This is a genomic window from Collinsella sp. CLA-ER-H2 (assembly GCF_040092405.1).
Taxonomy (GTDB): Bacteria; Actinomycetota; Coriobacteriia; order Coriobacteriales; family Coriobacteriaceae; genus Collinsella.
In genome coordinates this window covers 1-21,519 of sequence record NZ_JBBNLO010000029.1, presented here as the reverse complement: position 1 = coordinate 21,519, position 21,519 = coordinate 1, and the positions used below count along the sequence as shown (strand labels likewise).

Here is a 21,519-nt window from a genome sequence, read left to right as displayed (position 1 = left end):
AATGATCAAAGCCGCGTTTTTCGATATCGACGGTACGCTGCTGAGCTTTAAGACCCACCGGATTCCGGCGTCGGCGCAGCAGGTGCTCGACAGCTTTCGCGAGCAGGGGATTGCGTGCGTGATCGCCACGGGCCGTCCGACCTACCAGATGCCGGACTGGCTGTTCGACCTGGGCTGGGATGCGTACATTACGCTTTCGCGCCAGCACTGTTTTGATGCCAAGGGCGTCTACCGCAGCTGCCCGATCGATCCGGACGACGTTGCGGTGATTGTGGACCAGGTGGCGCAGGGGCGCTACGACTCACTGTGCATGCAGGGCGAGAACTCGTTTGTGAACCGCCTGTCCGAGCGCGTGGTGACGGCTGGCAGCAACGCGGGAATCGTCTACCACGAGGAGCCGTTTGAGCATGCCTTTGACGCGCCGGTCTATCAGTTCTGTGCCTTTGTTGACCCAGTTGACGAGCATATCGTGACCGATGCCGTGTCGCATTCGCTCACCACGCGCTGGTGCGACCTGTTCTGCGACATTATTCCGGCCAACGGCGGCAAGGACCTGGGTGTGGCGGCGACGCTGGAGCGCCTGGGCATCGACGCGAGTGAAGCGATTGCCTTTGGCGACGGCGAGGACGACCTGTCGATGTTCTCGGCCGTGGGCACAAGTGTGGCCATGGGCAACGCGCAGGACACGGTGAAAGCTGCGGCGACCTACGTGACGACCGCCGTGGACGACGATGGGATCTACAACGCCGCAAAGCACTTTGGCCTGTTATAGCTGCGGCTCGGCACTTTGGGACGCTCCTTTTCTGCCGGCACCTGGGGACACTCCTTGCGGGGCGTCCCCATTTTGTTTTCGTCCCGCACGTTTTGTGAAACACGGCTAACTTTTAGGCAAAGTAGTAAGACATGGGCAACTTTTGCGGTAAAGTAAGCTGTGAAAAGTATCCAAAGGCTAACTAGCAATCATCGCGAAAGGCGGCCCATGGCCCTACGTGAATCCGGAGAAGACTATCTCGAATCGATCTACGTTCTGTCGGAACGTCAGGGCATCGTGCGCTCGATCGACGTTGCGGAGCACCTCGGCGTAACCAAGGCGAGCGTTTCCAAGGCCATGGCGACGTTGGAAAGCAACGGCTATGTCGAAATGGGCAAGCGCGACGTTCATCTGACGGAGCGTGGTCTGGAGGTCGCGCGCCAAATGTGGGAGCGTCACTGCTTTTTCGTGGGGCTGCTAGAGGATGCGGGTGTTTCGGCTGAGGTCGCGTCGCAAGAGGGCTGCCACATGGAGCACTGCCTAAGCGAGGAAAGCTTCGAGAAGCTGAGGGCGATGCTGGGACGGGACGGTGCTTCGGCGCCAATAATGACCGACTAGCACTCCCGCAGCGGCGCGCCTCCCGCGCCGGAACGGCGCGGGACAGCGACCGGGATCAGTAGCACCACCAACTAAGTCCAATTCAGACAAGGAACCCCGTCAGTAAGCGATGCCAAGAACCACCAGCTGTGTCAACGCAGGTCGGGGCCGGGCTTGGTTTTGAAAACACTCCGCAGCGCGAGGCCCGTCTTTCCGTTGCTCCGCAGGAGCAGGAAAGACGGGCCTCATGCGCGAGGACGTTTTCAAAACCAAGCCCGGTCCCGGCCGGACAGCTCACGAACGCTACAGGTTCTTGACACCCATCGCGCGCATGGCGTTCAGGATGGCGATGATCGCCACGCCTACGTCGCCGAACACAGCAAGCCACATGTTGGCAATGCCGAGTGCTGCCAGCACTAGAATCAGCAGCTTAATGCCCAGCGCAAAGATGATGTTCTGCCAAACAATCGCCATGGTCTTGCGCGCCACGCGGATCGCGCGGGAAATGTTGGACGGCTTGTCATCCATGAGCACCACGTCGGCGGCCTCAATCGCGGCGTCGGAACCCATAGCGCCCATGGCAATGCCCACATCGGCGCGCGTAAGCACAGGTGCGTCGTTGATACCGTCGCCGACAAAGGCGAGCTTGCCCTTGCCGCTTTCGGCCGCGAGCAACGCCTCAACACGCTCGACCTTATCGCCCGGCAGCAGCTGCGCGTGGAACTCGTCGAGACTGAGTTGCTTGGCCACAGACGCCGCAACCTCCTCGCGGTCGCCCGTGAGCATGACGGTGCGCTTGACGCCGGCGGCGTGCAGGTCGCTGATCGTCTGCTCGGCATCGGCCTTGACGGTGTCGGCAATTACAATGTGGCCGGCATAGATGCCATCGACCAGCACGTGAAGGATCGTACCGACGACCTCGCAATCGGGCGCTTCGACTCCGGTCGCGGCGAGCATTTTTGCGTTGCCAACGACGACGTGCTTGCCGTCGATGGTTGCCGTCACGCCGTGGCCCGCGTCGTTGGCGGAGTTGCTAACGCGCTTGGGGTCGACCTCGCCCTGGTAGGCGACACGCACGGACTGCGCGATGGGGTGATCGGAGAACGACTCCGCAAGAGCTGCGACTTCAAGCAGCGACTGCTCGGTGTAGCCAGCCTCGGGGTGTACCGCCACGACCGAAAACGTGCCGTTGGTGAGCGTGCCGGTCTTGTCAAAGACGACGGTGTCCACATCGGCGAGCGTCTCGAGGTAGTTGGAGCCCTTGATGAGGACGCCCAGCTTGGATGCGCCGCCAATGCCGCCAAAGAAACTGAGCGGGACGCTAATCACGAGCGCGCACGGGCAGCTGACGACCAGGAAGGTCAGGCCGCGCAGGATCCAGTCGGACCAGGCGCCGGTGACCAAGCCGCCGCCGAGCGCGAGTACCGCGGCAGCGCCGGTGACGGCGGGCGTGTAGACGCGGGCGAAGCGCGTGATAAAGTTCTCAGTGCGCGCCTTCTTTTCGCTGGCATTTTCCACGAGCTCCAGGACGCGTGCGACGGTGGACTCGCCAAAGGGCTTGGTGGTGCGCACGTGGATGAGCCCCGTCATGTTGATGCAGCCGCTGATGATATCGTCTCCGGTTTTGGCCGGGCGGGGGACCGACTCACCGGTAAGGGCGGCGGTGTCGAGCTGGGTTTCGCCCTCGACGATGACGCCGTCGATAGGCACGCGCTCGCCGGGCTTGACCACGATCACGGTGCCGACCGCGATGTCATCGGGGAAGACCTGCTCGAGTGTGCCGTCGGGCTGCTCGACGTTAGCGTAGTCGGGCGCGATGTCCATCATGGCACTGATCGACTTGCGGCTCTTGCCCACGGCGTACGCCTGAAACAGCTCGCCGACCTGGTAGAACAGCATGACGGCGGCGCCTTCGGCCATGTGCGGGTCGGTATCGGGGAAGAGCACCATGGCAAACGCGCCGATGGTCGCGACGGCCATGAGGAAGCTCTCGTCGAAGGCCTTGCCGCGGCGGATGTTGTTGAACGCCTTCTGGAGCACGTCGTAGCCGGCAATTAGGAACGGCACCAGGAACAGCACGAAGCTGGCGTAGATGTCACCCGGGGTACCGAATGCGGCGGTAAGGGCACCGAGTTCGTCGAGGGCATACACCACCGCAAAAATGCCCAGTGCTACCAGGATGCGGTTGCGCTTATGCTCGAGTGATTCTTTTTTCTTGCGCTTCTTCTTTTTCTTTTTGGGGTCGGCGGTGGCCATGACTCGTATCCTCCCATTTGAATGTATGAACACCCGCTCATATAATTTCGCGAGCAAAGGCCGCGGCAAGCGCGGCCTTGCGGGTTGGCGTAAACTTGGGCTAGAGAATGATCTCGCAGTCCGGCTCGGCGTCGGCGGTGAACTCCACAACGCGGTCGAGGACCTCGTCGAACTCGGCTTCATCGGCCTCGAGCGTCAGCTTCTGGGTCATAAAGTTGACCGAAACGGACTCGACGCCATCGAGCTTGGCCAGCTCGTCCTGAAGCTCGCGCGCACAGTTGGCGCAGTCGATCTCATCGAGCTTAAACTGCTTTTTCATGGTGGGTTCCTTTCCCTGTATTTGCGGCTTGGGTGCAGGCCGCGCTGGTACCGTGGTTGGCTGCTATTCGCAGATGTGGCTCATGCCCTGGTTGAGCATGGTGTAGACGTGGTCGTCGGCGAGCGAGTAGAGGATATTGCGCCCGTCGCGCCGGAATTTAACCAGGTGCGACTGCTTGAGTGTGCGCAGCTGGTGCGATACTGCCGACTGCGAGGTTTCGGTCGCTTCGGCGATGTCTGCCACGCAGAGCTCGCGGCCCATGAGGGCGTAAAGGATCTTGATACGCGTGGTGTCGCTGAAGACCTTGAACAGGTCGGCGAGGTCGTAGAGAAGTTCCTCGTCGGGAAGGTCCTCGGGCGAGCAGGTGGTGGGGATCGCGGGTTCGGTGGCCTCGATGTCGGGTTTCGTTTCATCAACGCGAATGCTCATTGCAATATCCTTTCATATGAACATGCGCTCATATAACTTGCTTCCGATTATATGAGTGTATGTTCATATGTCAATGACGTTCAGGTAATTCGTTGCACAAAATGATGGGGAATAGTGGACGAGATCCCGGACTGAGCGGTTTTGATAGCCGATGCCGGGGTGGGTGCCCTTGAGCCGTGCAAAAATTGGAGTATTCTGCAACGATAGGGGGTCCGTTAATTTATCGCAGGCCAAATAATGCAGCTAAAGAGTTATCTTAGGGTGTTAATCCGATGAGTTCTTCCTCAAATGTTGCCTAACGCTCTCACGCAAGAGTGATTTCGCTTCACATTTGGATCCACTCGAGGGTGATAGACACCCGGCTCTGCTGAATACTCGCAATTTTGCACGTCGCTAAGGTGCCCACCTTGTTAGCCGGTCTAGCTCCCGGCCCCGAAGATCCTGCCCTCGGGCGCGAGGCTGCTTGTTTGGGCAAATGATGGGCTGTCGGATTCGACTGTCTGCATGTCATCGATTGCCGGAACTTCATTAATTGTCGGGTCATCCAGCGTGATGCCTTCGAGCGTTGCTTTTTCGAGGTCGATTCGTTGACGATCTTCGGAATCCTGGCGAAGCTGCTTCTGAATTCGCTTTTTCTCTTCTATAAACCTTCTGAGCACAAACTGTCTCAGGTCCTCTTGCATGATTTGAAAGTCTTTTGGCAGACGCGAGGGGCGTACGCCCTCTTTCCGCTGGATTGCTTCCATGACCCTAACGAAAGAGCTAGCATGCATAAAGGAATAACGACTGACGGTGATGATTCCGTACCCCATGGACGCAAGTGCATTCTTGCGCTCCTCATCGATGGCGCGGTCTTCTTCCGCGTCATGATAAAAACCGTTGTATTCAATGTCTGTGCGAGATTTCTTTAGATACGCATCCATAAAGAACTTTTTGCGTCTCGTGAGATTCTTTGCGGCAGTGGTGACCTGCACCTCGTAATCGGTCTCAATTCCCTTAATACCAAGCCCTCCTTCGCTTTTGGGCAGCGTTAGCATCATGACAAAGGCTGTTTCCATAGGAGACCGGCATCCGTCGCGCACACATTGGATCGCCTTTCGGGCAAGGGCCAGACCGTCGCATCTGGTAATGGAATTAAAGAACTGTTTTAGCCTCTCGGTCGAGGTGAGCGCGAAACGCTCGTTATAAGAGGTGGAAGAGCCGGTTCCAAGGGAGTAAGCGCTGCACAGTTCAAAGTAGTACTCCACTAGTTCGCGAAAAGAAAGATAGGTGGCGGCCTGAAGTGCGCAAAGCTCAACGCCAACAATGAAGATGCCATCTTTGAGCTCTATAAAGCGTGAGTTCGAGAATCGTTTTGAAGAAACGTGGCACTGACAGTTCATTGCATAGCGCGCATTCCTGCGATCAAACACCATCACCTCGAGGGAATCATTTGCGTCGAGGGAAACATCATGTTTGGTGAGCCATTCTGTGGCTGCGTCAAGGAGCGTTCCGGTGGGACATGATCCGTAAATCGCGGCAGGACTACAGGATTCGATGCCTTTCGCAGACACCGAATGCGCGGCCTGGTAGACCGCTTTTGCAGTGGTATGTGACAATACGATACTCATGGTATATATCGTGTCAGCTAATGCCGTGTTGATGGCACTGAGTGGAAAAGCCGTTTTAGAGGTCTAACCAAATGCTGTCCAAAAGCTTGACGCAATTATGAGTTGGTATGCCCTAAATAAAAGTTTTCGCAGCTTAGCTATAGCATATAAATACTCAATTGCTGCACATTTGATATCGATGTATCACCATCCGACAACGAATTGCGTGTTGGGAATTGGTCGAAATCGTTCAAAATGAGGGTTCAGAATTTGTGATGGCAGATCTATCTGTGGAACGTAGGGCGGCCCCGCTGCGGGGTTTCCCGCTGCGAGGCCGCTCGTGATCTACGTCGGAGTTTGTCGTAGACGTTTCTACTTGGCAAACAGGTTCTTGAGGTTGAACTCGGCTTGGACGGTGCGGAGCATGAGGTCGGTGTCGTCGAGGCCCAGGTGCTGCTCGTTGGCGTCGGCGGCGAGGGTGCCACGGCGGCGCGCCCAGTTCTCGAGCGCGGCGGGCGCGGACTCGCGGGGGAGCGAGCGGACGTCGGCATCCAGGCTGCGGCAGATCTGGCGCGAGTCGATGACGATGATCTTGCCGGCGCGGCGTGCCTCGGCGTAACCGTCCAGGTGGATCTTGAACCAACTGTCTTCGAACGCGGCGTTATGCGCCATGTACGGGTACTTCTTCATAAGTTTGAGCAGCTGCTTCTGCAGTTCCTTGTTCTCGCGGAATGGTTTTTTGCCGTCGATGTCGTCCCAGGTAATGTGATGGATGTTCGATAGCGGCACATCCTCGCCGCGGTAGATGTCGGGCAGGCCGCAGTAGTGTGCCTCGGCGTCATGCGGGACGGCGTCGCTGGTGAGCTCCATGATCTCCCAGCCCACGTTGATGATATAGCCGCGCTCGGGTGCACGGCCGGTGGTCTCGATGTCGATACCGAGCACGGTGCCCTGGATGGGCTTGCGGGCGTAGGCCACGCCGAGCGTGTCGCGGTCGCCGCGGATCTCGCGCATGACCGACGCGGCGGTGCGCTTTTGCATCTTACCGATGGCGGCGCAGGTGTCGGCATCGGACAGGCCGCGCGAAAGCGTCGCGGGCGTCACGTTGCGCAGGCGTGCCCCGCCAATCTGGTCGCACAGGTCGCGGTTGCGGTCAGCCAGGTCGCGCACGGTGGCAAAGTCGAAGCTGGGGTCGCCCTCGGCGGTAAAGTACTCGGTTTCGAGCACCTTAAGGGCCTCCTCGCCCTTCTGGCGCTCGGACTCCATGGCGCCGTGATCGCCATAGATAAACATGGGAATAAACGGCTGGCGCTCGTATTCGAGCGCTTGTGAAACGTTCATATAACTGCTCCTTGGACGGGCCGCAGCGCGCGGCTCGGGTTCATTGAGATGTGGCGAGATGATAGTTTACCATGGGCAACTATTGGCATCGCGCCTAGGACAACTACAATACCCTAGTTGACCGCTAGGACTTTTACAATGCTGCCGAAAGACACGAAAGGTTCCATCCGTCATGGATTTGCTGATTGATATTCTGCTCGACGCCGGCAAGGACACGCTCTCGCTTGTGCCGTTTTTGTTGGTGACGTATCTGGCCCTCGAGACCTTGGAGCACGTCGCGGGCGACCGCGTTAACGGGGCCATCAAGCGCGCCGGCGCCGCGGGTCCCGTGGTTGGCTCGTTGCTGGGTATGGTGCCGCAGTGCGGCTTTTCGGCCATGGCGGCAACGCTGTACGCCGGTCGCGTCGTGACCTTGGGCACGTTGGTGGCGGTGTTCCTTTCGACCTCCGACGAGATGCTGCCGCTGCTACTTGCCGAGCAGGTTCCCGTGCAGACCATGGCGATGCTTTTGGCTTCGAAGGCACTGATCGCGCTGGTCACGGGCTTTATCGTGGACGCGGCTATCCGCGGCCTTCGTCGTAACGCTCGCGCGCATGCGGCGATTCGCCGTACCGTGCTGGGGACCGCTTCCAATCCGGCTCATGTGAACTGCGCGCACGACGACCATACCGGGGGCGACATCATTGATGAAGTGGCCGAGGCGGGCGTGAGCGCCGATCACATCCATGAGCTGTGCGAGCGCGACCATTGCGGTTGCGATGAAGACGAGGACGAGTACGAACACGGACATGGACACGATCACGGTCATGGGGGCGAGCATGAACACCATGATGGCCACGGTCACTCCCACTCTCACGAGAGCGCGCCCCTCCTGTCGATTATTCGCAGCGCCATCTCGCACACCGTGCAGGTATCGGTATTCATTTTTCTGGTGACGCTGATTCTGGTCGCCGTGCTCGAGACCTTCGGCGAGTCCGCGATCGAGCAGTTCCTGCGTGGCAACGAGACGCTCGCCGTCCTGGGTTCGGCGCTTGTCGGCCTGATCCCCAACTGCTCGGCGAGCGTGGTCATTACGCAGCTGTACCTGGAGGGCGCGCTACAGCTGGCACCGATGCTCGCCGGCACGCTTATCTCCGCCGGCGTGGGCTACCTGGTGTTGTTCCGCACCAACCGCAGTGCCCGCGAGAACGTCATGTTCCTGGTCATGATGTACGTCATCGGCGCCGGTTGGGGAATCGTTCTCTCTGCCTTTGGTCTCTAAGCCCAAAAATCTACCTTGGTTAGCGCAGCAGCTCGGTGAGGCTGCGCTTAAAGCGGGCCCGGTCTTCGCTGGTAAATGCCGCCGGACCGCGAGTGCGACCGCCGGCGCGGCGCACCTTCTTTTCCTCGTGGCGAATAAACAGTTGCATGTCGATGGTCGCCTTATCGTAGACGCGCCCGCGCACGCCGATGGCGGCGGCATCGCGCCCGAGCACCATGCTCGCCAAGCCAATGTCCTGCGTCACGACTACGTCGCCCGCCTGCAGGCGTTCGACAATGGCAAAGTCGGCGCTGTCGGCGCCCACGCTCACATCGAGCGTCGTGACCCAAAATCCGCGTCGCGCATGCTCGACGTCGCGCGGATCGTCGCGGCGAATGTGGCGTTCCAGGTTCTGTGTGCTGTTGCCGGCGATAACGACGGCGACGCCCGCCCGCCGCGCGCAGTCAATCGACTCGCGCGTGACCGGGCAGGCGTCTGCATCAATAAAGAGCGTTCGCGGCATCTAGTGCACCAGTTTGCCAAATTGAATAGCGCGAACAATCAGCGTTACGCCAAACACCAGCAGTGCGGTGCCGCTAAAGATGACGAGCATCTTGGCCGACCACAGCGGATAGATAAACACGAACATGCCGGCGATGATGGAGAGCGCGCCGCTCAGGATGGCGAGGGCACGGTTGGACGAAAGCTCGGACTCCAGAATGGACATGACACCTTCGACGATCCAGCCAAAGCCGGCCACGATAACCACCATCGTGGTGAGCGTCGCGGTCGAGAAGGCCTGGTTGCGCAGGATTATGACGCCGCCCAAGATAATGAGTAGGTTGGAGATGATGCTCGTCACGCGCCAGCCGGTGGGCAGCAGTGGCTCGAAAACAGCGGTAAACAGCCTGATCGCGGCCGTGATCACAAAGTAGAAGCCCAAGACGGTCGTTAGGAAGACGAGGGACTTGGCGGGCGCAAACAGCAGTGCGATGCCGGCGACGAGCGCCAAGACGCCCGTGATGGCGTAAATCCAGCGCACGGCCTTGACGGCCTTGCCTGCCATGCTTTTCTCGTCAAATCCAAACTGGCTCGATTTTTGGTCATCGTTCTTAAGGATGCCCATAATGTCTCCTTTCCGTGCGGTGCACGTCGCGTTCATTGCTCTCCGTGCGGCGTACGCCAAAAGTGCTGCAACAAGTATCGCCCAAGGGCGCCGATGCATGGGGCGGGAAGGACGAATTGCCGCCCCACATTCCCGAATTGTTACTTTTGTTCCCGCTCCAGTGAGGATTAATCAACAATTGTAGAACATTACGCCGCTGTATGTAATTGCCTAGGTTTTAGGTTAGATTCTCCTAAGAACAATTGCCCGAAATTGGGGGTCCCTATGAACGAAACAGTTCCCGCGGCGCCGTCGAGCGCGGAGTCGATGGCAAAGCAGGGTTGCGAAAAGCTCGGCTTGGACGCGTTTGATGCGTTGGTTCGCTGCGCCCGCACGTGCCGTCGCTTTGACGAGTCCATGCGCGTGCCGCGTGAGCTTTTGCTTGAGCTGGCGGAGCTGGCGCACCTGACTCCCTGTGGTGCCAATGCTCAGCGTCTGCGTTTTCATGTGGTAAGCGGTGCAGAGGACTGCGCGCGTGTATTTGACGAGCTTGCATGGGCCGGTGCGCTCAAGGATTGGCCGGGTCCCGATGAGGGCGAGCGCCCGACCGGCTACATCGCGATTCTTGCCGAGCGCGCCGTTCCGGGTAAGCCCGCCGCTCCTATTACTGAGGTCGACACGGGCATTGCCGCGCAGACGATGATGCTCGCCGCCCGCAGCGCCACGCCCGAGGTGGCTGCCTGCATGTTCAAGGCCTTTACGCCCCACGCGATCGATGCCATGGGGCTCGATAGCGATAAGTATGAGCTCAAGCTGATCATGGCGTTTGGCGTTCCGGCCGAGACGCAGGTGATCGATGCGATCGATTCCAACCCCGACGGCTCAATTAATTACTGGCGCGACGAGGCGCAGGTGCACCACGTACCCAAGCGCCCGCTTGCCGACGTACTGGTGTAGCTGAGCGTCACCGCGGTGTGATCCGGCGGTAAACCACCACAAAGGTACCTGTCCCCTTTGCGGTGGTGCGAGGGGAGGACGTGTGGCAGATTTGTATTTGGTGCGGCATGGGCAGACTGAGCTCAATGTGCAGAACATTTTGCAGGGTGGGCACGATTCGCCGCTTACGGCGCGCGGGCGCGAGCAGGCGCTGGCGACGCGCGCGGCGTTTGAGGCGCGTGGCGTGACCTTTGACCGTGTGTATTCCTCGCCGTTGGGCCGGGCGCGGCATACGGCTGAGCTAATTGCTGGTGAGGGCCGCTCGATAGAGCTGGTCGATGACCTGCGCGAGTGGCATTTGGGCTCGCTGGAGGGTACATCAAATCGCGAGATGCCGCCGCAGCCCTGGGGTGATTATCCGGTGGCCTTTGGTGGCGAGTCTGAAGGCGAGCTCCAGTCGCGCATGGTCGCGGCGCTGTCCCACATCATGGCCAGGCCGCAGCACGACTGTGTGCTGGCAGTCTCCCACGGCTCTTCCTGCCAGGAGTTTCTTGAGTATGTGACTGGCAGGGGAGAGCTACCCGACAACGGTGCCGTGCTTCATTTTGGCTATTGCGACGGTGCGTTTTCGCTCCTTGATTGGTAACGAACGAAAGGACCCCTATGAATAAAGACCTGTATCTGGTTCGTCATGGGCAGACAATATTCAACCTTAAGCGCATTATTCAGGGTTGGAGTGACTCGCCGCTCACGCAGCTGGGATGCGACCAGGCGGCGCGTGCCGGCATGTTCTTACGTGCGCGCGGCATTGAACCCGATCATGCCTACACCTCCACACTTCATCGCACCGAGCAGACTATCGCCAACCTGTGGCCGGGCTTGGCGTACGAGCGCCTGGACGGTCTGCGTGAGTGGTTCTTTGGCGACTTTGAGGCCGAGCGCGTGATGCTTATGCCCGAGCGCCCGTGGCGAGATTTCTATCGTCAGTTTGGCGGCGAGGGCCAGATGCAGGTGCGCGAGCGCATGGCGGCGACGATAACCGATCTTATGCGACGTCCGGACCACGAGTGTGTGCTCGCGGTGAGCCACGGTTCGGCTATCAAGGAGTTTTTGGACCACGTGCGGGGCGCGGCGGCCGACGAGTGCGAACGCGTGCCGGGCAACTGCTCAGTGCTGCATTTTGCGTTTGACGATGCGGCCGATACGTTTGAACTGGTCGAAGTCTTTACGCAGGAAGACTACGCGCGCGAGCTGGGGCTTGAACCGCTCGTGGCTACTGCGGGTCCGCAGCGCGGATAACGCGAGCGCGGCGGCACGGGTCGTCGGCATAACTTCTCGACGCAAAAGGGGCGGAGATGCATGTACCTGCTGCATCTCCGCCCCCTGTTTGTTGGGCTGCCGATTTTTGTGCTGGACGGTCTGGTCTTGCTAGAACCGCGCGACCTGGTGCGTGAGCAGACCCGTCGGAACCTGCGCCGCGCCGCCGCTGACCTGCGCGGCGGGGAAGAGCGCAGCTACGGCAAAGTTGAACGGCTCTTTGCCCGTGTAGGTGCCGGCGGCACGTGCACCGTCGGCCAGGAGCTGTGATGCCTCGACTAGTGCGACAGCGTAGGCAGGGTCGTCGGCCAGTGCCGGCTCCGGCGCCTGGTCGAGCATGGCGCGGATGGCCCCGACGGCGTCCTCGCGCTTGACCTCCCACACGCGGTGCGTAATGCCGGCGGGGTCGGTGACGGCATAGAGTGAAGCGCCCTCTTTTGCGGCGCCGAGGATGATATCCATGACGGGAGAGGCTTCGTAGACAAGCGTTACGGGACGGGGCTGTACCTTGAGGTCGGCGATTGCGCGCGCAGCGGCGGTCGTATCGGCGGCAACCGCGTCGCCGCCCGCCAGCGCACCAACCGGGCAGATCGCCACGACACCCGTCACACGTCCCGGCTCGCCCGAGCATTCGTACACGTAATACGCCGCACCCGGGTCCTTGAGCATCAGACCATCGGCAATGGCTCCGCGCAGAGCATCGTTGCCGCTCATGATGCTGTCCATTGCAGGCAGCGCCTCGAGCACGCGGTCCTGAGCCGGGCGGATGCAGGGAAACGGAAGTGCTTTCATGGGCGGTCCTAACGCACGAGTCGGTTTGTTCGCGGCTTATTATGCCCCAACTTGGCCGCTCGCGTCCCAGAGCACGTTGTCGGCGAGCACGATGAGCACGTTCTGACAACGAACGATGTCGGCGTGGGGCACATATTCGTTGGGCTTGTGGGCGAGCGCGAGCGAGCCTGGGCCATAGCTCATGCAGTTACGGTTACCCGTCTTGCCGGCAATGACGGCAGTGTCGGTGTAGCCGGTAAAGAAGCCGACGGTCGTATCCGTGCCCGTTACATCGTCTGCTGCGCACTTGAGTGCAGCTAGAAGGGGAGAGACCGGATCGCGCTCGATGGCGGGGCGGTCGCCCGTCACGGTGTAGCTGCCATGGCAACCGGGAACGGTGGCTTCGGCGACGGCGATGGCATGCTCGACCATATTGATTGCGGCGGCCGTATCGGTCGGCGGGGTCAGGCGCATGTCGACCCAAACTTTGGCGCGGTCGGGTACGACGTAGGGGCGATATCCGCCCTCGATTTGGCCAAACGTGATGGTCGAAGGCCCCAGCTCATCGTGCGCGGGCAGCGCCGCAAACGCGCGACGAAGCGAACACACGACCTCGGCCATGGCGGCGACGGCATCCGCGCCCTTCCAAGGCTGGCTCGCATGCGCCGTCACGCCAGCCATTTCAATCTCGAACCACGTACGCCCCTTGTGCGCCACCTGGATCTGTCCGTCGGTGGGCTCGGTGTCCAGCACCCATTCGCGCGAGCTGACCCAGCCAGCATCGATCGCGGCCTCTGAGCCGCGCATGAAGTCTTCCTCGTCGACCGAGCAGATGAGCGAAAAGCCGCGGCGTGGCAGCGCGCCATCAGCCGCCACGCGCTCGAGCGTATGGACCAGTGCGGCAATGGCGCAGGCCAGGCCACTCTTCATATCGCAGGAGCCGCGACCATAGAGTTTATCGTCGCGCACGATCGCTCCGAGCGGCGGCGTGTCTGCCTCCCAGCCATCGCCCAGGGTGACGGTATCCATGTGACAGATGTAGACGAGTCGGGCCTCGTCGCTTACGGCCGGCACGGTAATCATAAGGTTGCGGCGCCCGGGGAGTACTTCGAGCTCCTCAATCTGCACGGCATCGAGCGCAGGACTATCAAGCTGCGCCAGCTGCTGCTCAATGAGCCTCTTAATGAAGTGCTCGATCTCGTCCTCATACGCGCCCGGGTCTGAGCTGTCGATCCGCACGAGCTCCTGCGTAAGCCGCCAGGCAAAGTCCTCATCAACCATATGCAACCTCACAATCAGTCTGCTTTCCAAACCGATTGTAAGTCTCCTGAGAGATCTGCGACATGCGCGTGGCGATATTTGCCGTTCGCAGGCCGAGCCATCGCGCTCGCCGTCTGAGCGGGTTCACAAACGAAGCAGTGGGTACGTACCCTTCATGGACGACATACTGTGCGACATATCTGCCTTTCGGTATCACCGGATACCTCCACAGGTCTTGGCAATAATGCCGGACCTGCCAAATTCTGCGGACGATCCGCGCAGGGAGCACCTATGTGAGCATCCGCTCGTCAAGCATTTCCTGGGCACCCCGTTACACGTGTTGGCGCAGGGCGTCTGCGGGCGCAAGGGCGATCGCATTGTCAGGCATGTTTGGAACGGGGAGAGGCCGTTTGATTCCATGCGGCAGACGGAGTTTGGCCTCGATGTTGCGTCCCCGCTCTTTACCCTGCTGACCCTGGCTTCCTCGGTCTCAAACGAGCGTTTAATCATGTGCATGTATGAGATGTGCGGCACCTTTGCCGTGTGCAAGATTGCGCCTCAGGTAAAGTCGGCACTTGTGCAGGCATATGGGGACCGGTGGGGTGACGCACGGTTGGGTTGGGAAAATGTAAAGGATGTCTCGGGGAATCCAACGGACCTGTGGAAACGACCGCCCTTGATCGAGTTCTCTGAACTTACAGAGTACGTCGATAAGATCCCGGGGCTCCGCGGTGCTAAATCGTTCACACGTGCCACGAAATGCATTACGGGGGTGGCGGCATCGCCGCTTGAGGTCCAGGCTTCGATGCTGTTTGGCCTTACGAGGTTGCGCGGCGGCGAAGGGCTGCGCCTTACCAATAACGTTGAGATTCGTATGACGCGCAGCGCCCGCCTGATTTCGGGGCTTGATAGGCGCTATGCCGATATCCTGCTGGCAAATAAGGACGGCAGTCGAGAGTGTCTGGTTGAATGCCAAGGTAAAGCCATTCACGGATCCATTGAATCCAAGATTTCTGACTCCGACCGAACGACGGCCTTGCAAGCGATGGGATATCCCGTCGTTTTGATGACCTATGGCCAGCTGGCCGACTCCGATGCCTTCCGCGTGGTGATGGAACTCATCATGTCCTATCTCGATGCGCCGTTGAAAGACAAGACACCGCGGCAGCAGGAGCTCGAACGGCGGCTTCGTGAGGAGATTTTTATCGATTGGGCGGGAATGTAGTCGTGCAGGTGGAAAGCGGTCGCGCGAACTAGAGTTTTGGGCGCGAAAAAGGCTTCAGTTTCGCCTTGAAAGGGCTATAGAATTGCTATTCGGAACTAGTTGTTTCGGAAAATCGACAGTTAACTTGGATGTGGTATATTGAGATCGATTTTTACCTACTAAAGCCCCTGATAAAGCTGTTTATCAAAGCAGGTGTGCTCAGTGATTTGGGTATGAGTGTCGATTATCCGAAAAAACTTGTTCTGGATAGCATTTTCAAAACCAGCCGGAGCAACGAAATCGGCCCCCGTTTCGTGAAGACGGGGGCCGAATGGGCTTCATGGCCTTCCTGGCAGGCTTGGCGCCGGCGCTATTTGATCACGCGCACGCGATACATCGACGGAATCTGCTTGAGCGCCTCGATGGTGCTGGTGTCCAGGTGCTCGTCGGTGTCGAACATGGTGTAGGCGTTCTCGCCGGCGGACTCGTTGGTCATGCGCTGCACGTTGGCGTTGTCCTTGGCAAGGATGGCCGTGATCTGGCCGATCATGTTGGGCACGTTGGCGTGCAGGCAGGCGATGCGGCTTGCGGCGCGCGCCTTGCCCATGCTGCAAGCGGGGTAGTTGACGCTGTGCGCGATGTTGCCGTTCTCCAGGTAATCCTTGAGCTCGCTGATGGCCATGTCGGCGCAGTTTGCCTCGGCCTCGCCGGTGCCGGCGCCCGAGTGCGTGGTGATAAACGTGTTGGGCATCTTGACGGTCTTGGGCGTGGCAAAGTCGCAGCTAAACCAGCTCAGCTTGCCTTCGCGCAGGGCGGCGTCGACGGCATCCTCGTCGATGATGGTCTCGCGCGCGTAGTTGATCAGCACGGCGTTGGGGGCCAGCAGGTCGATCTGCTCGGTGCTGATCATGCCGATGGTGTCGGCCTTGCTGGGCACGTGCACGGTGAGGTAGTCGCAGCCGCGGCACAGGTCCTCGAGCGTGCCCACGCGCTGCACCTCGCGGCTCAGCACCCATGCGTGCTCGACGGAAATAAACGGGTCGTAGCCGTAGACGTCCATGCCTAGATCGACGCAGGCGTTGGCGACCTTGGAGCCCACGTTGCCCAGGCCGATGACGCCGATGCGCTTGCCCTTGAGCTCGCGGCCCACAAAGGCCTTCTTGGCCTTCTCGGCGTCGACCTGTATCTCGGGGTCGTCGGCGTTGTCACGGACCCAGTTCATCGACTGCACCACGCCGCGGCTCGAAAGCACCAGCATGCCCAGGACGAGCTCCTTGACGGCGTTGCTGTTGGCGCCGGGGGAGTTAAAGACAACGACGCCCTTCTTGGCGTACTCCTCGACGGGGATGTTGTTGACGCCGGCGCCGCAGCGGGCGATGGCGCGGATGCCCTCGGGCAGCTCGTAGCCGTGCAGGTCGGTGGAGCGCATCAGAATAGCGTCGGCCTCCTCGGCGGTGCCCACAAACTCGTAGCCCTCGCCAAATTCGACTTTGCCGTCCTTGGTAATGTCGTCGATGGTTTTAATCTTGCGCATGAAAAACTCCTTAGCGGATTTGTTTATAACAAGTGGTTTGAAGTGGCTGGTCGGCCCGCTCGTTGCGGGCTAGTTAGATCGCGGGCTCAAACTATGCTGCGCTTCGAAGTCCTTCAAATACGAGGCCAGTGCCTGCACGTCTTCCATGGTGACGGCGTTGTACACGCTGGTGCGGATGCCGCCGACGAGGCGATGGCCCTTGACGTTTTGAATCTGGTGCTCGGCCGCGCCTGCGACAAAGGCGGCGTCGAGGTCGGCATCGCCGGTACGGAACGTGACGTTGGCGATGGAGCGACTGTCTGTCTGTGCGGTGCCGTGGAATAGTTTGCTGTTCTCGAGCAGGTCGTAGAGCAGGTTGGCCTTGGCCCAGTTGCGCTCGGCCATGGCGGCAAGTCCGCCGGTCTGTTCAACCCAATGGAACACCTTGCCGCACACGTAGATGCCAAAGGTGTTGGGCGTGTTGAGCATGGAGCCCTTGACGGCTTGGGTCTTAAGGTCCAGGTACTGCGGCGTCTGCGCAAAGGCGGGGCCATCTGCGATGAGGTCGTCGCGAACGATGACCACGGTCACGCCCGCGGCACCGGCGTTTTTCTGCGCGCCGGCGTAAATGAGCCCGTAGCGCTCAACGTCGAGCGGCTGCGACAAAAAGCAGCTCGAGACATCGGCGACTAGCGGCACGTCGCCGCAATCGGGCAGCTCGTGGAACATAGTGCCAAAGATGGTGTTGTTCTGGCAGATGTAGACGTAGTCGAGCCCGTCGCCCGCGGCCTCGGTGGCAATGCGCGCGTTGACGTCGGCCATGGTGGGAATGCGGTCGAAGTTGGTGTCCTCGGAGCTCGCGAGCAGCACGGCCTCACCGTACTTGGCGGCCTCCTTGTACGCCTTGTTGGCGAAGTTGCCGGTCACGACGTAGCCGGCGCGGCCGCGGCGCATGAGGTTCATCGAGATGCCCGCAAACTGCAACGTGGCGCCGCCCTGCAAAAATAGGACGTGGTAGTTGTCCGGGATGCTCAGCAGGCGACGCAGGGTTGCCTCGGCGTCGTCGATGATCTGCTGGTACATGCTAGATCGATGACTCATCTCGAGCACGGACATGCCGCAACCGCGGTAGTCCATCATCTCGTCGGCGATCTCGGCGAGCACGCTTGTAGGCAGCGCGGCCGGGCCAGCTGAGAAGTTGTGCACACGTGCCATCTTCTAGGTCCCCCTCGTAGTCGTTTGAACGTTCGGGATACTTTAGCACAGTGGAGCGTCAGGCGCGACCGCATCACAGCAAAACCCGAGTGTGCCGCTATGATTTACAGGGTTGTTACATGGGGGAGGGATTATCTCGAGGCTCGTATCCGATCCGCCTCGGCCTTTGCTTGTTTCCAGGGGCGTACGCGACCGTTGGTGAGGTCGTCGTAGCCACGAGCGATGGCACGTTGAATGTGATCTTCGCGTTCCTGAATGGTAGTTAGTGCGCGCGTCTGATCAGAAATAGACTTTACGACAGACATATGAAGCTCCTTACATAGAAGCATGTGTATAACTCTATGTTGAATATAGCGGAGGATGGCGTTGGGCGTGTGCGTGCCTGCATTCGTAAGCGCGGTTGTCTGGCAAGTGTGATTTGGGGCGACCTCGTCAAAGCTTCTGAGCTGCGAAAATGACCGTTAACCGGATTTAATTTTGTTGCTCAACATTTGACACTCTGGGCGTGGTAACTTTTTTACCAACAGGTATGATTATTGCCATGTGCGCCGCACCTGCCTGCCGGGTTGCGGCGCACTTGTGACAGCCTTTGACACCCTTGGAGCGTGTACTGTGGATATAACCACAAAAAGCGTTCGGGGGGGGGGGGGTGCTCACCCGCGAGCAATTCCTCCCGCATGAGATGCGCATCGTCGCTGCCCTTCGTATGCAGGGCGCAAGCGACGAGCAGGTCATTGTACGCGTAAAGAGCGAGAACCTCTTTCAATATCCCACGGAACGCATGGTCGCCAACCGCGCAACCGTGTGCCTTCGACGCCTCGACGCCATGGTGCCCACGGACGCCGCATGCGCCGTGCGTGGCATCGACTCCAATATCGCCGTCGAGGCTGTGTCATCCCTAACCAGGCTCATGGCATCCGGCACTCCCACGCAGGCGGACCAGGCCATCTTCTACAGCATGATCTGCCGCTACGATATCGTGCGCGAGCTCGTGCTCGTCGAGGTAGGGGAGCGCCTACAAAACTTCGATTATGCCTTTACGGCGGTTGACCTCAATGCCTTTATGACACGCTTTACCACGGAGTATCCGGACGCGGCCCGCTGGACTGAGGCCACGGTCAAGCGCATTAAGGGCTCGCTCCGCCAGACGCTCCGCCATGCCGGCCTTATCGGCGAGGGCCAGGGCCCGGAGTCCGAGCGTCTGTCACCACTCTTCCTCGATTCCGATGTCGAGCGAGCCTTGGTTCTGCTGGGCGAGCAGTCGCTTATCGCGGCCCTTACCGGCAGGGTGGTGATGTAGCGTGGCTCCTGTCAACAGCGCCGCCGAACCTGCTATCACCCCGGCGACCGATCTCACCACCAATATCGGCATCCATTCCCGTAAGAGCGTCGTGGCGGCGCATGTCCGCTCTCAGCACGCCTGTCAGGAATTTGAGCGCCGCGCGCAGCTTCTGCGCGAATGCCTGTGCAGCGAGGACTTTTTGGCTAACAAGGGCATAGGCAATGAGATCGGCTTCCACACCTTTTGCTATGACCCTGCGCTGGAGTTTGAGGCGCGTGCATTATTTGACACCCTTTCACGCGATGCCGAGGCCGACAAGCTTCCGTGCACGCTCAAGGTCGTGAACCTCTACGACGCCGTGCTGGCAATTCTCGAAAAGCGCCGTGTCCTTAAGGCCATCCCACGCCAAGAGGAGCGCCGCGGTACCCAGCGCGTGCTCGAGGACGTGGCCAAGTTCGCCTCGCCCGAGAAAGTCGCCGCGTACATCCTTGAGCAGACCGAGCCGCACGCGCCTGGAGACGTCGTTCTCCTCACCGGCGCGGGCGAGGTCTTCCCATTCTTTCGCATGCACACGCTTCTCCATTGCATGCTTGCGGATTTTGATGAGGTGCCTGTGGTCGCCGCCTATCCGGGTAGTTTCAACGGCTCTTCTTTCCAGCTTTTTAACCGTCTGCCGGCCGACAACTACTACCGCGCCATCGATATCTCGTAAGCACGGCTCCCCGCAGGCAAGTCCCTGCCGCCGGTAACAACCCTTTGCCACAACGTTCCCAAACCCAAAGGAGCACCCATGGACAACACGATCATTCGCGACCTCTTTGCAAAAGACATCAACCGCTCCATCAACGGCGTGGTCAAGGTCCAGGATTCAAAAGATGGGTCCATCCGCCAGGAGCTTGACGAGTACGTGGTGACGCGCGAGTTGCAGAGGCACTTTGCCACGTTCTTCAAGGCCTACGGCGATGCCATCGATGCGCGCACCGACAAGATCGGCGTGTGGATCAGTGGTTTCTTCGGTTCCGGTAAATCGCACTTCCTCAAGATGCTGAGCTACCTGCTCGAGAATCGCCAGATCGGCGGCAAGAGCGCCATCCGCTACTTTGACGGCAAGATCGTCGACTCCATGGTCGCGGCTGCCATGGAGCGCGCCTGCTCGGTGCCCACGCAGGCCATCCTCTTTAACATCGATAGCAAGGCGGGTCAGTGGAAGCAGGGCGATACGGCTCCCACGGCGCTGCTTCGCGGCTTTGAGCGCATGTTCTACGAGGCGCGCGGCTTCTACGGCGAGGACCTCAAGCTTGCAAAGCTCGAGGACTACATCGATTCCCTGGGCAAGACCCAGGAGTTCCGCGAGGCCTTTGAGCGCGTCAACGGCGAGTCCTGGCTCCAGGCCCGCGACACCTACAGCTACTTTGAGGACGACGTCGTCGAGGTGCTGCAGAGCGTGCTCGGCATGAGCGAAAAGGCCGCATGGAACTGGCTCGAGGGGTTCTGAGGACGAGGTTTTGGCCCCCGATGTCTTTGCCAAAAAGGTCAAGGATTACGTGGACGCTCAGGCAGCGGCCCACGGTGGCAACTTCCGTTTGCTCTTTATGGTCGACGAGGTGGGACAGTTTATTACAAACGACCAGGACCCAAGCCTTATGCTGAGCCTTCAGACCATCGTCGAGGAGCTGGGTGCCGCCTGCGGTGGCCGCGTGTGGGTAATGGTTACGAGCCAGGAGGCCATCGACAACCTGAGCCTGCCCGTGGGCAACGACTTTTCAAAGATCCAGGGCCGTTTCAATACCCGCCTTTCGCTCTCCAGCTCCAGCGTGGACGAGGTCATCCAGCGCCGTGTGCTCGAGAAGACCGCGCCGGCGGCCGATATGCTTGCACGGGTCTACGAGCAAGACGCCGCCGTCCTCAAAAACAACTTTACCTTTGAGGGGGGCTCGCGCTCCGACCTTGCCGGCTTCGCCAACTCCAAGGATTTTGTGGCCAGCTACCCGTTTGTGGGCTACCAGTTTAAGCTTCTGCCCGACGTGATGACCGAGGTACGCAAGCATGGTGTTAAGGCCAAGCACATGTCCACGGGCGAGCGCTCCATGCTGAGCGCGTTTCAGGAGAGCGCTCAGGCCATCCAGCATGACCAGACTGGTGCACTCGTGCCGTTCTGGCGCTTCTTCGACACAATCTCCAAGGATTTGGAGCATGGCATCATTCAGGTCGTCGTCTGTGCGGAGCGCGCGGCTGAAAACGCAGAGGGTCTTGAGAGCTACGATGTCTGGAGTGGGAAGGATAAACTGGACTTTCTTTTAAGGATCCTCAAGCGTATTGCCGCTCGTATTCCACTGGAGACATGTAGCCCAGGGTGGAATGCATGCGCACCCTATTGTAATAGAGCTCTATGTA

Annotated in this window: 22 protein-coding genes and 1 pseudogene; 11 read left to right on the top strand and 12 right to left on the bottom strand. The window is 59.8% G+C overall.

Annotated elements, in window-relative coordinates:
* Position 1 precedes the first annotated feature (1 nt).
* Both AAAX59_RS08275 and AAAX59_RS08270 read left to right on the top strand, forming a co-directional pair.
* Positions 2-772 (top strand): Cof-type HAD-IIB family hydrolase, encoded by a 771-nt coding sequence (locus tag AAAX59_RS08275; RefSeq protein WP_349071432.1) that lies wholly within the window; start codon positions 2-4, stop codon positions 770-772.
* A 207-nt stretch (positions 773-979) separates the two neighbouring features.
* Positions 980-1,369, top strand: coding sequence for a metal-dependent transcriptional regulator (locus AAAX59_RS08270; protein ID WP_217750867.1), 390 nt, complete (start codon positions 980-982; stop codon positions 1,367-1,369).
* Between the two features lie 282 nt (positions 1,370-1,651).
* On the opposite strand, the gene AAAX59_RS08265 is transcribed toward AAAX59_RS08270, so the two are convergent.
* The 5 genes from AAAX59_RS08265 to AAAX59_RS08245 form a co-directional block, all read right to left on the bottom strand.
* Entirely contained in the window at positions 1,652-3,604 is a 1,953-nt protein-coding gene (locus tag AAAX59_RS08265) for a heavy metal translocating P-type ATPase (RefSeq protein ID WP_349071431.1), read from the bottom strand.
* 100 nt (positions 3,605-3,704) lie between these two features.
* A complete protein-coding gene (locus tag AAAX59_RS08260) occupies positions 3,705-3,923 on the bottom strand; it encodes a heavy metal-associated domain-containing protein (protein ID WP_349071430.1) in 219 nt (72 codons plus the stop codon).
* A 63-nt stretch (positions 3,924-3,986) separates the two neighbouring features.
* Positions 3,987-4,352 carry a metalloregulator ArsR/SmtB family transcription factor gene (locus tag AAAX59_RS08255; RefSeq protein ID WP_055285819.1) on the bottom strand — a complete coding sequence of 122 codons (366 nt, stop codon included), beginning with the start codon at positions 4,350-4,352 and terminating at the stop codon, positions 3,987-3,989.
* 419 nt (positions 4,353-4,771) lie between these two features.
* Positions 4,772-5,962, bottom strand: a complete 1,191-nt coding sequence (locus AAAX59_RS08250) for a hypothetical protein (RefSeq protein WP_349071429.1) — start codon at positions 5,960-5,962, stop codon at positions 4,772-4,774.
* A 351-nt stretch (positions 5,963-6,313) separates the two neighbouring features.
* Positions 6,314-7,282, bottom strand: coding sequence for a 3'-5' exonuclease (locus AAAX59_RS08245; RefSeq protein WP_349071428.1), 969 nt, complete (start codon positions 7,280-7,282; stop codon positions 6,314-6,316).
* A gap of 172 nt (positions 7,283-7,454) precedes the next feature.
* Here AAAX59_RS08245 and AAAX59_RS08240 point away from each other — a divergent pair, with 172 nt between their 5' ends.
* A complete protein-coding gene (locus tag AAAX59_RS08240; RefSeq protein WP_349071427.1) occupies positions 7,455-8,543 on the top strand; it encodes a putative manganese transporter in 1,089 nt (362 codons plus the stop codon).
* 19 nt (positions 8,544-8,562) lie between these two features.
* On the opposite strand, the gene AAAX59_RS08235 is transcribed toward AAAX59_RS08240, so the two are convergent.
* On the bottom strand, positions 8,563-9,045 hold the full coding sequence (locus AAAX59_RS08235) for a DUF188 domain-containing protein (RefSeq protein WP_138374911.1): 483 nt from the start codon (positions 9,043-9,045) through the stop codon (positions 8,563-8,565).
* Entirely contained in the window at positions 9,046-9,648 is a 603-nt protein-coding gene (locus AAAX59_RS08230; RefSeq protein ID WP_349071426.1) for a DUF308 domain-containing protein, read from the bottom strand.
* A 264-nt stretch (positions 9,649-9,912) separates the two neighbouring features.
* Here AAAX59_RS08230 and AAAX59_RS08225 point away from each other — a divergent pair, with 264 nt between their 5' ends.
* The 3 genes from AAAX59_RS08225 to AAAX59_RS08215 all read left to right on the top strand — a co-directional run bounded on the left by AAAX59_RS08225 (position 9,913) and on the right by AAAX59_RS08215 (position 11,862).
* Positions 9,913-10,584 (top strand): nitroreductase family protein, encoded by a 672-nt coding sequence (locus AAAX59_RS08225; RefSeq protein ID WP_138374913.1) that lies wholly within the window; start codon positions 9,913-9,915, stop codon positions 10,582-10,584.
* Between the two features lie 82 nt (positions 10,585-10,666).
* Complete coding sequence (locus AAAX59_RS08220; RefSeq protein WP_022095009.1) at positions 10,667-11,209, top strand: histidine phosphatase family protein; 543 nt, start codon at positions 10,667-10,669, stop codon at positions 11,207-11,209.
* Positions 11,210-11,226: 17 nt separating this feature from the next.
* Positions 11,227-11,862 carry a histidine phosphatase family protein gene (locus AAAX59_RS08215; protein WP_349071425.1) on the top strand — a complete coding sequence of 212 codons (636 nt, stop codon included), beginning with the start codon at positions 11,227-11,229 and terminating at the stop codon, positions 11,860-11,862.
* 129 nt (positions 11,863-11,991) lie between these two features.
* Here AAAX59_RS08215 and AAAX59_RS08210 read toward each other — a convergent pair whose 3' ends face one another.
* Together AAAX59_RS08210 and AAAX59_RS08205 are read right to left on the bottom strand one after the other, a co-directional pair.
* Positions 11,992-12,672, bottom strand: a complete 681-nt coding sequence (locus AAAX59_RS08210; RefSeq protein ID WP_349071424.1) for a DUF1015 family protein — start codon at positions 12,670-12,672, stop codon at positions 11,992-11,994.
* A 39-nt stretch (positions 12,673-12,711) separates the two neighbouring features.
* Positions 12,712-13,944: a M20 family metallopeptidase gene (locus AAAX59_RS08205; RefSeq protein ID WP_349071423.1), complete on the bottom strand. Its 1,233-nt coding sequence runs from the start codon at positions 13,942-13,944 to the stop codon at positions 12,712-12,714.
* A gap of 142 nt (positions 13,945-14,086) precedes the next feature.
* Between AAAX59_RS08205 and AAAX59_RS08200 the strand changes: the two genes are divergently transcribed.
* Positions 14,087-15,136, top strand: coding sequence for a hypothetical protein (locus AAAX59_RS08200; protein ID WP_349071422.1), 1,050 nt, complete (start codon positions 14,087-14,089; stop codon positions 15,134-15,136).
* A 349-nt stretch (positions 15,137-15,485) separates the two neighbouring features.
* Here AAAX59_RS08200 and AAAX59_RS08195 read toward each other — a convergent pair whose 3' ends face one another.
* From AAAX59_RS08195 to AAAX59_RS08185, 3 genes are all read right to left on the bottom strand, one after another.
* Positions 15,486-16,649: a phosphoglycerate dehydrogenase gene (locus tag AAAX59_RS08195; RefSeq protein WP_349071421.1), complete on the bottom strand. Its 1,164-nt coding sequence runs from the start codon at positions 16,647-16,649 to the stop codon at positions 15,486-15,488.
* Between the two features lie 69 nt (positions 16,650-16,718).
* On the bottom strand, positions 16,719-17,843 hold the full coding sequence (gene serC, locus AAAX59_RS08190; RefSeq protein ID WP_349071420.1) for a 3-phosphoserine/phosphohydroxythreonine transaminase: 1,125 nt from the start codon (positions 17,841-17,843) through the stop codon (positions 16,719-16,721).
* 131 nt (positions 17,844-17,974) lie between these two features.
* The gene (locus AAAX59_RS08185; protein WP_158549272.1) at positions 17,975-18,148 is read right to left on the bottom strand and encodes a hypothetical protein; all 174 of its coding nucleotides are present in this window, start codon (positions 18,146-18,148) and stop codon (positions 17,975-17,977) included.
* A gap of 344 nt (positions 18,149-18,492) precedes the next feature.
* On the opposite strand from AAAX59_RS08185, the gene AAAX59_RS08180 reads away from it, so the two are divergent.
* The 4 genes and pseudogenes from AAAX59_RS08180 to AAAX59_RS08165 form a co-directional block, all read left to right on the top strand.
* Entirely contained in the window at positions 18,493-19,143 is a 651-nt protein-coding gene (locus AAAX59_RS08180; protein WP_349071419.1) for a DUF1819 family protein, read from the top strand.
* Between the two features lies 1 nt (position 19,144).
* On the top strand, positions 19,145-19,837 hold the full coding sequence (locus AAAX59_RS08175; RefSeq protein WP_349071418.1) for a DUF1788 domain-containing protein: 693 nt from the start codon (positions 19,145-19,147) through the stop codon (positions 19,835-19,837).
* 78 nt (positions 19,838-19,915) lie between these two features.
* Positions 19,916-20,620 (top strand): hypothetical protein, encoded by a 705-nt coding sequence (locus tag AAAX59_RS08170; RefSeq protein ID WP_349071417.1) that lies wholly within the window; start codon positions 19,916-19,918, stop codon positions 20,618-20,620.
* Between the two features lie 10 nt (positions 20,621-20,630).
* Positions 20,631-21,519: pseudogene (locus tag AAAX59_RS08165) on the top strand (hypothetical protein); the annotation flags it as partial.

Excerpts from the sequence above, each read along its gene's own strand:
- AAAX59_RS08275 (WP_349071432.1), top strand. The coding sequence starts at position 2 with ATGATCAAAGCCGCGTTTTTCGATATCGACGGTACGCTGCTGAGCTTT.
- AAAX59_RS08270 (WP_217750867.1), top strand. The coding sequence starts at position 980 with ATGGCCCTACGTGAATCCGGAGAAGACTATCTCGAATCGATCTACGTT.
- AAAX59_RS08265 (WP_349071431.1), bottom strand. The coding sequence starts at position 3,604 with ATGGCCACCGCCGACCCCAAAAAGAAAAAGAAGAAGCGCAAGAAAAAA.
- AAAX59_RS08260 (WP_349071430.1), bottom strand. The coding sequence starts at position 3,923 with ATGAAAAAGCAGTTTAAGCTCGATGAGATCGACTGCGCCAACTGTGCG.
- AAAX59_RS08255 (WP_055285819.1), bottom strand. The coding sequence starts at position 4,352 with ATGAGCATTCGCGTTGATGAAACGAAACCCGACATCGAGGCCACCGAA.
- AAAX59_RS08250 (WP_349071429.1), bottom strand. The coding sequence starts at position 5,962 with ATGAGTATCGTATTGTCACATACCACTGCAAAAGCGGTCTACCAGGCC.
- AAAX59_RS08245 (WP_349071428.1), bottom strand. The coding sequence starts at position 7,282 with ATGAACGTTTCACAAGCGCTCGAATACGAGCGCCAGCCGTTTATTCCC.
- AAAX59_RS08240 (WP_349071427.1), top strand. The coding sequence starts at position 7,455 with ATGGATTTGCTGATTGATATTCTGCTCGACGCCGGCAAGGACACGCTC.
- AAAX59_RS08235 (WP_138374911.1), bottom strand. The coding sequence starts at position 9,045 with ATGCCGCGAACGCTCTTTATTGATGCAGACGCCTGCCCGGTCACGCGC.
- AAAX59_RS08230 (WP_349071426.1), bottom strand. The coding sequence starts at position 9,648 with ATGGGCATCCTTAAGAACGATGACCAAAAATCGAGCCAGTTTGGATTT.
- AAAX59_RS08225 (WP_138374913.1), top strand. The coding sequence starts at position 9,913 with ATGAACGAAACAGTTCCCGCGGCGCCGTCGAGCGCGGAGTCGATGGCA.
- AAAX59_RS08215 (WP_349071425.1), top strand. The coding sequence starts at position 11,227 with ATGAATAAAGACCTGTATCTGGTTCGTCATGGGCAGACAATATTCAAC.
- AAAX59_RS08210 (WP_349071424.1), bottom strand. The coding sequence starts at position 12,672 with ATGAAAGCACTTCCGTTTCCCTGCATCCGCCCGGCTCAGGACCGCGTG.
- AAAX59_RS08200 (WP_349071422.1), top strand. The coding sequence starts at position 14,087 with ATGGACGACATACTGTGCGACATATCTGCCTTTCGGTATCACCGGATA.
- AAAX59_RS08195 (WP_349071421.1), bottom strand. The coding sequence starts at position 16,649 with ATGCGCAAGATTAAAACCATCGACGACATTACCAAGGACGGCAAAGTC.
- serC (WP_349071420.1), bottom strand. The coding sequence starts at position 17,843 with ATGGCACGTGTGCACAACTTCTCAGCTGGCCCGGCCGCGCTGCCTACA.
- AAAX59_RS08185 (WP_158549272.1), bottom strand. The coding sequence starts at position 18,148 with ATGTCTGTCGTAAAGTCTATTTCTGATCAGACGCGCGCACTAACTACC.
- AAAX59_RS08170 (WP_349071417.1), top strand. The coding sequence starts at position 19,916 with ATGGACAACACGATCATTCGCGACCTCTTTGCAAAAGACATCAACCGC.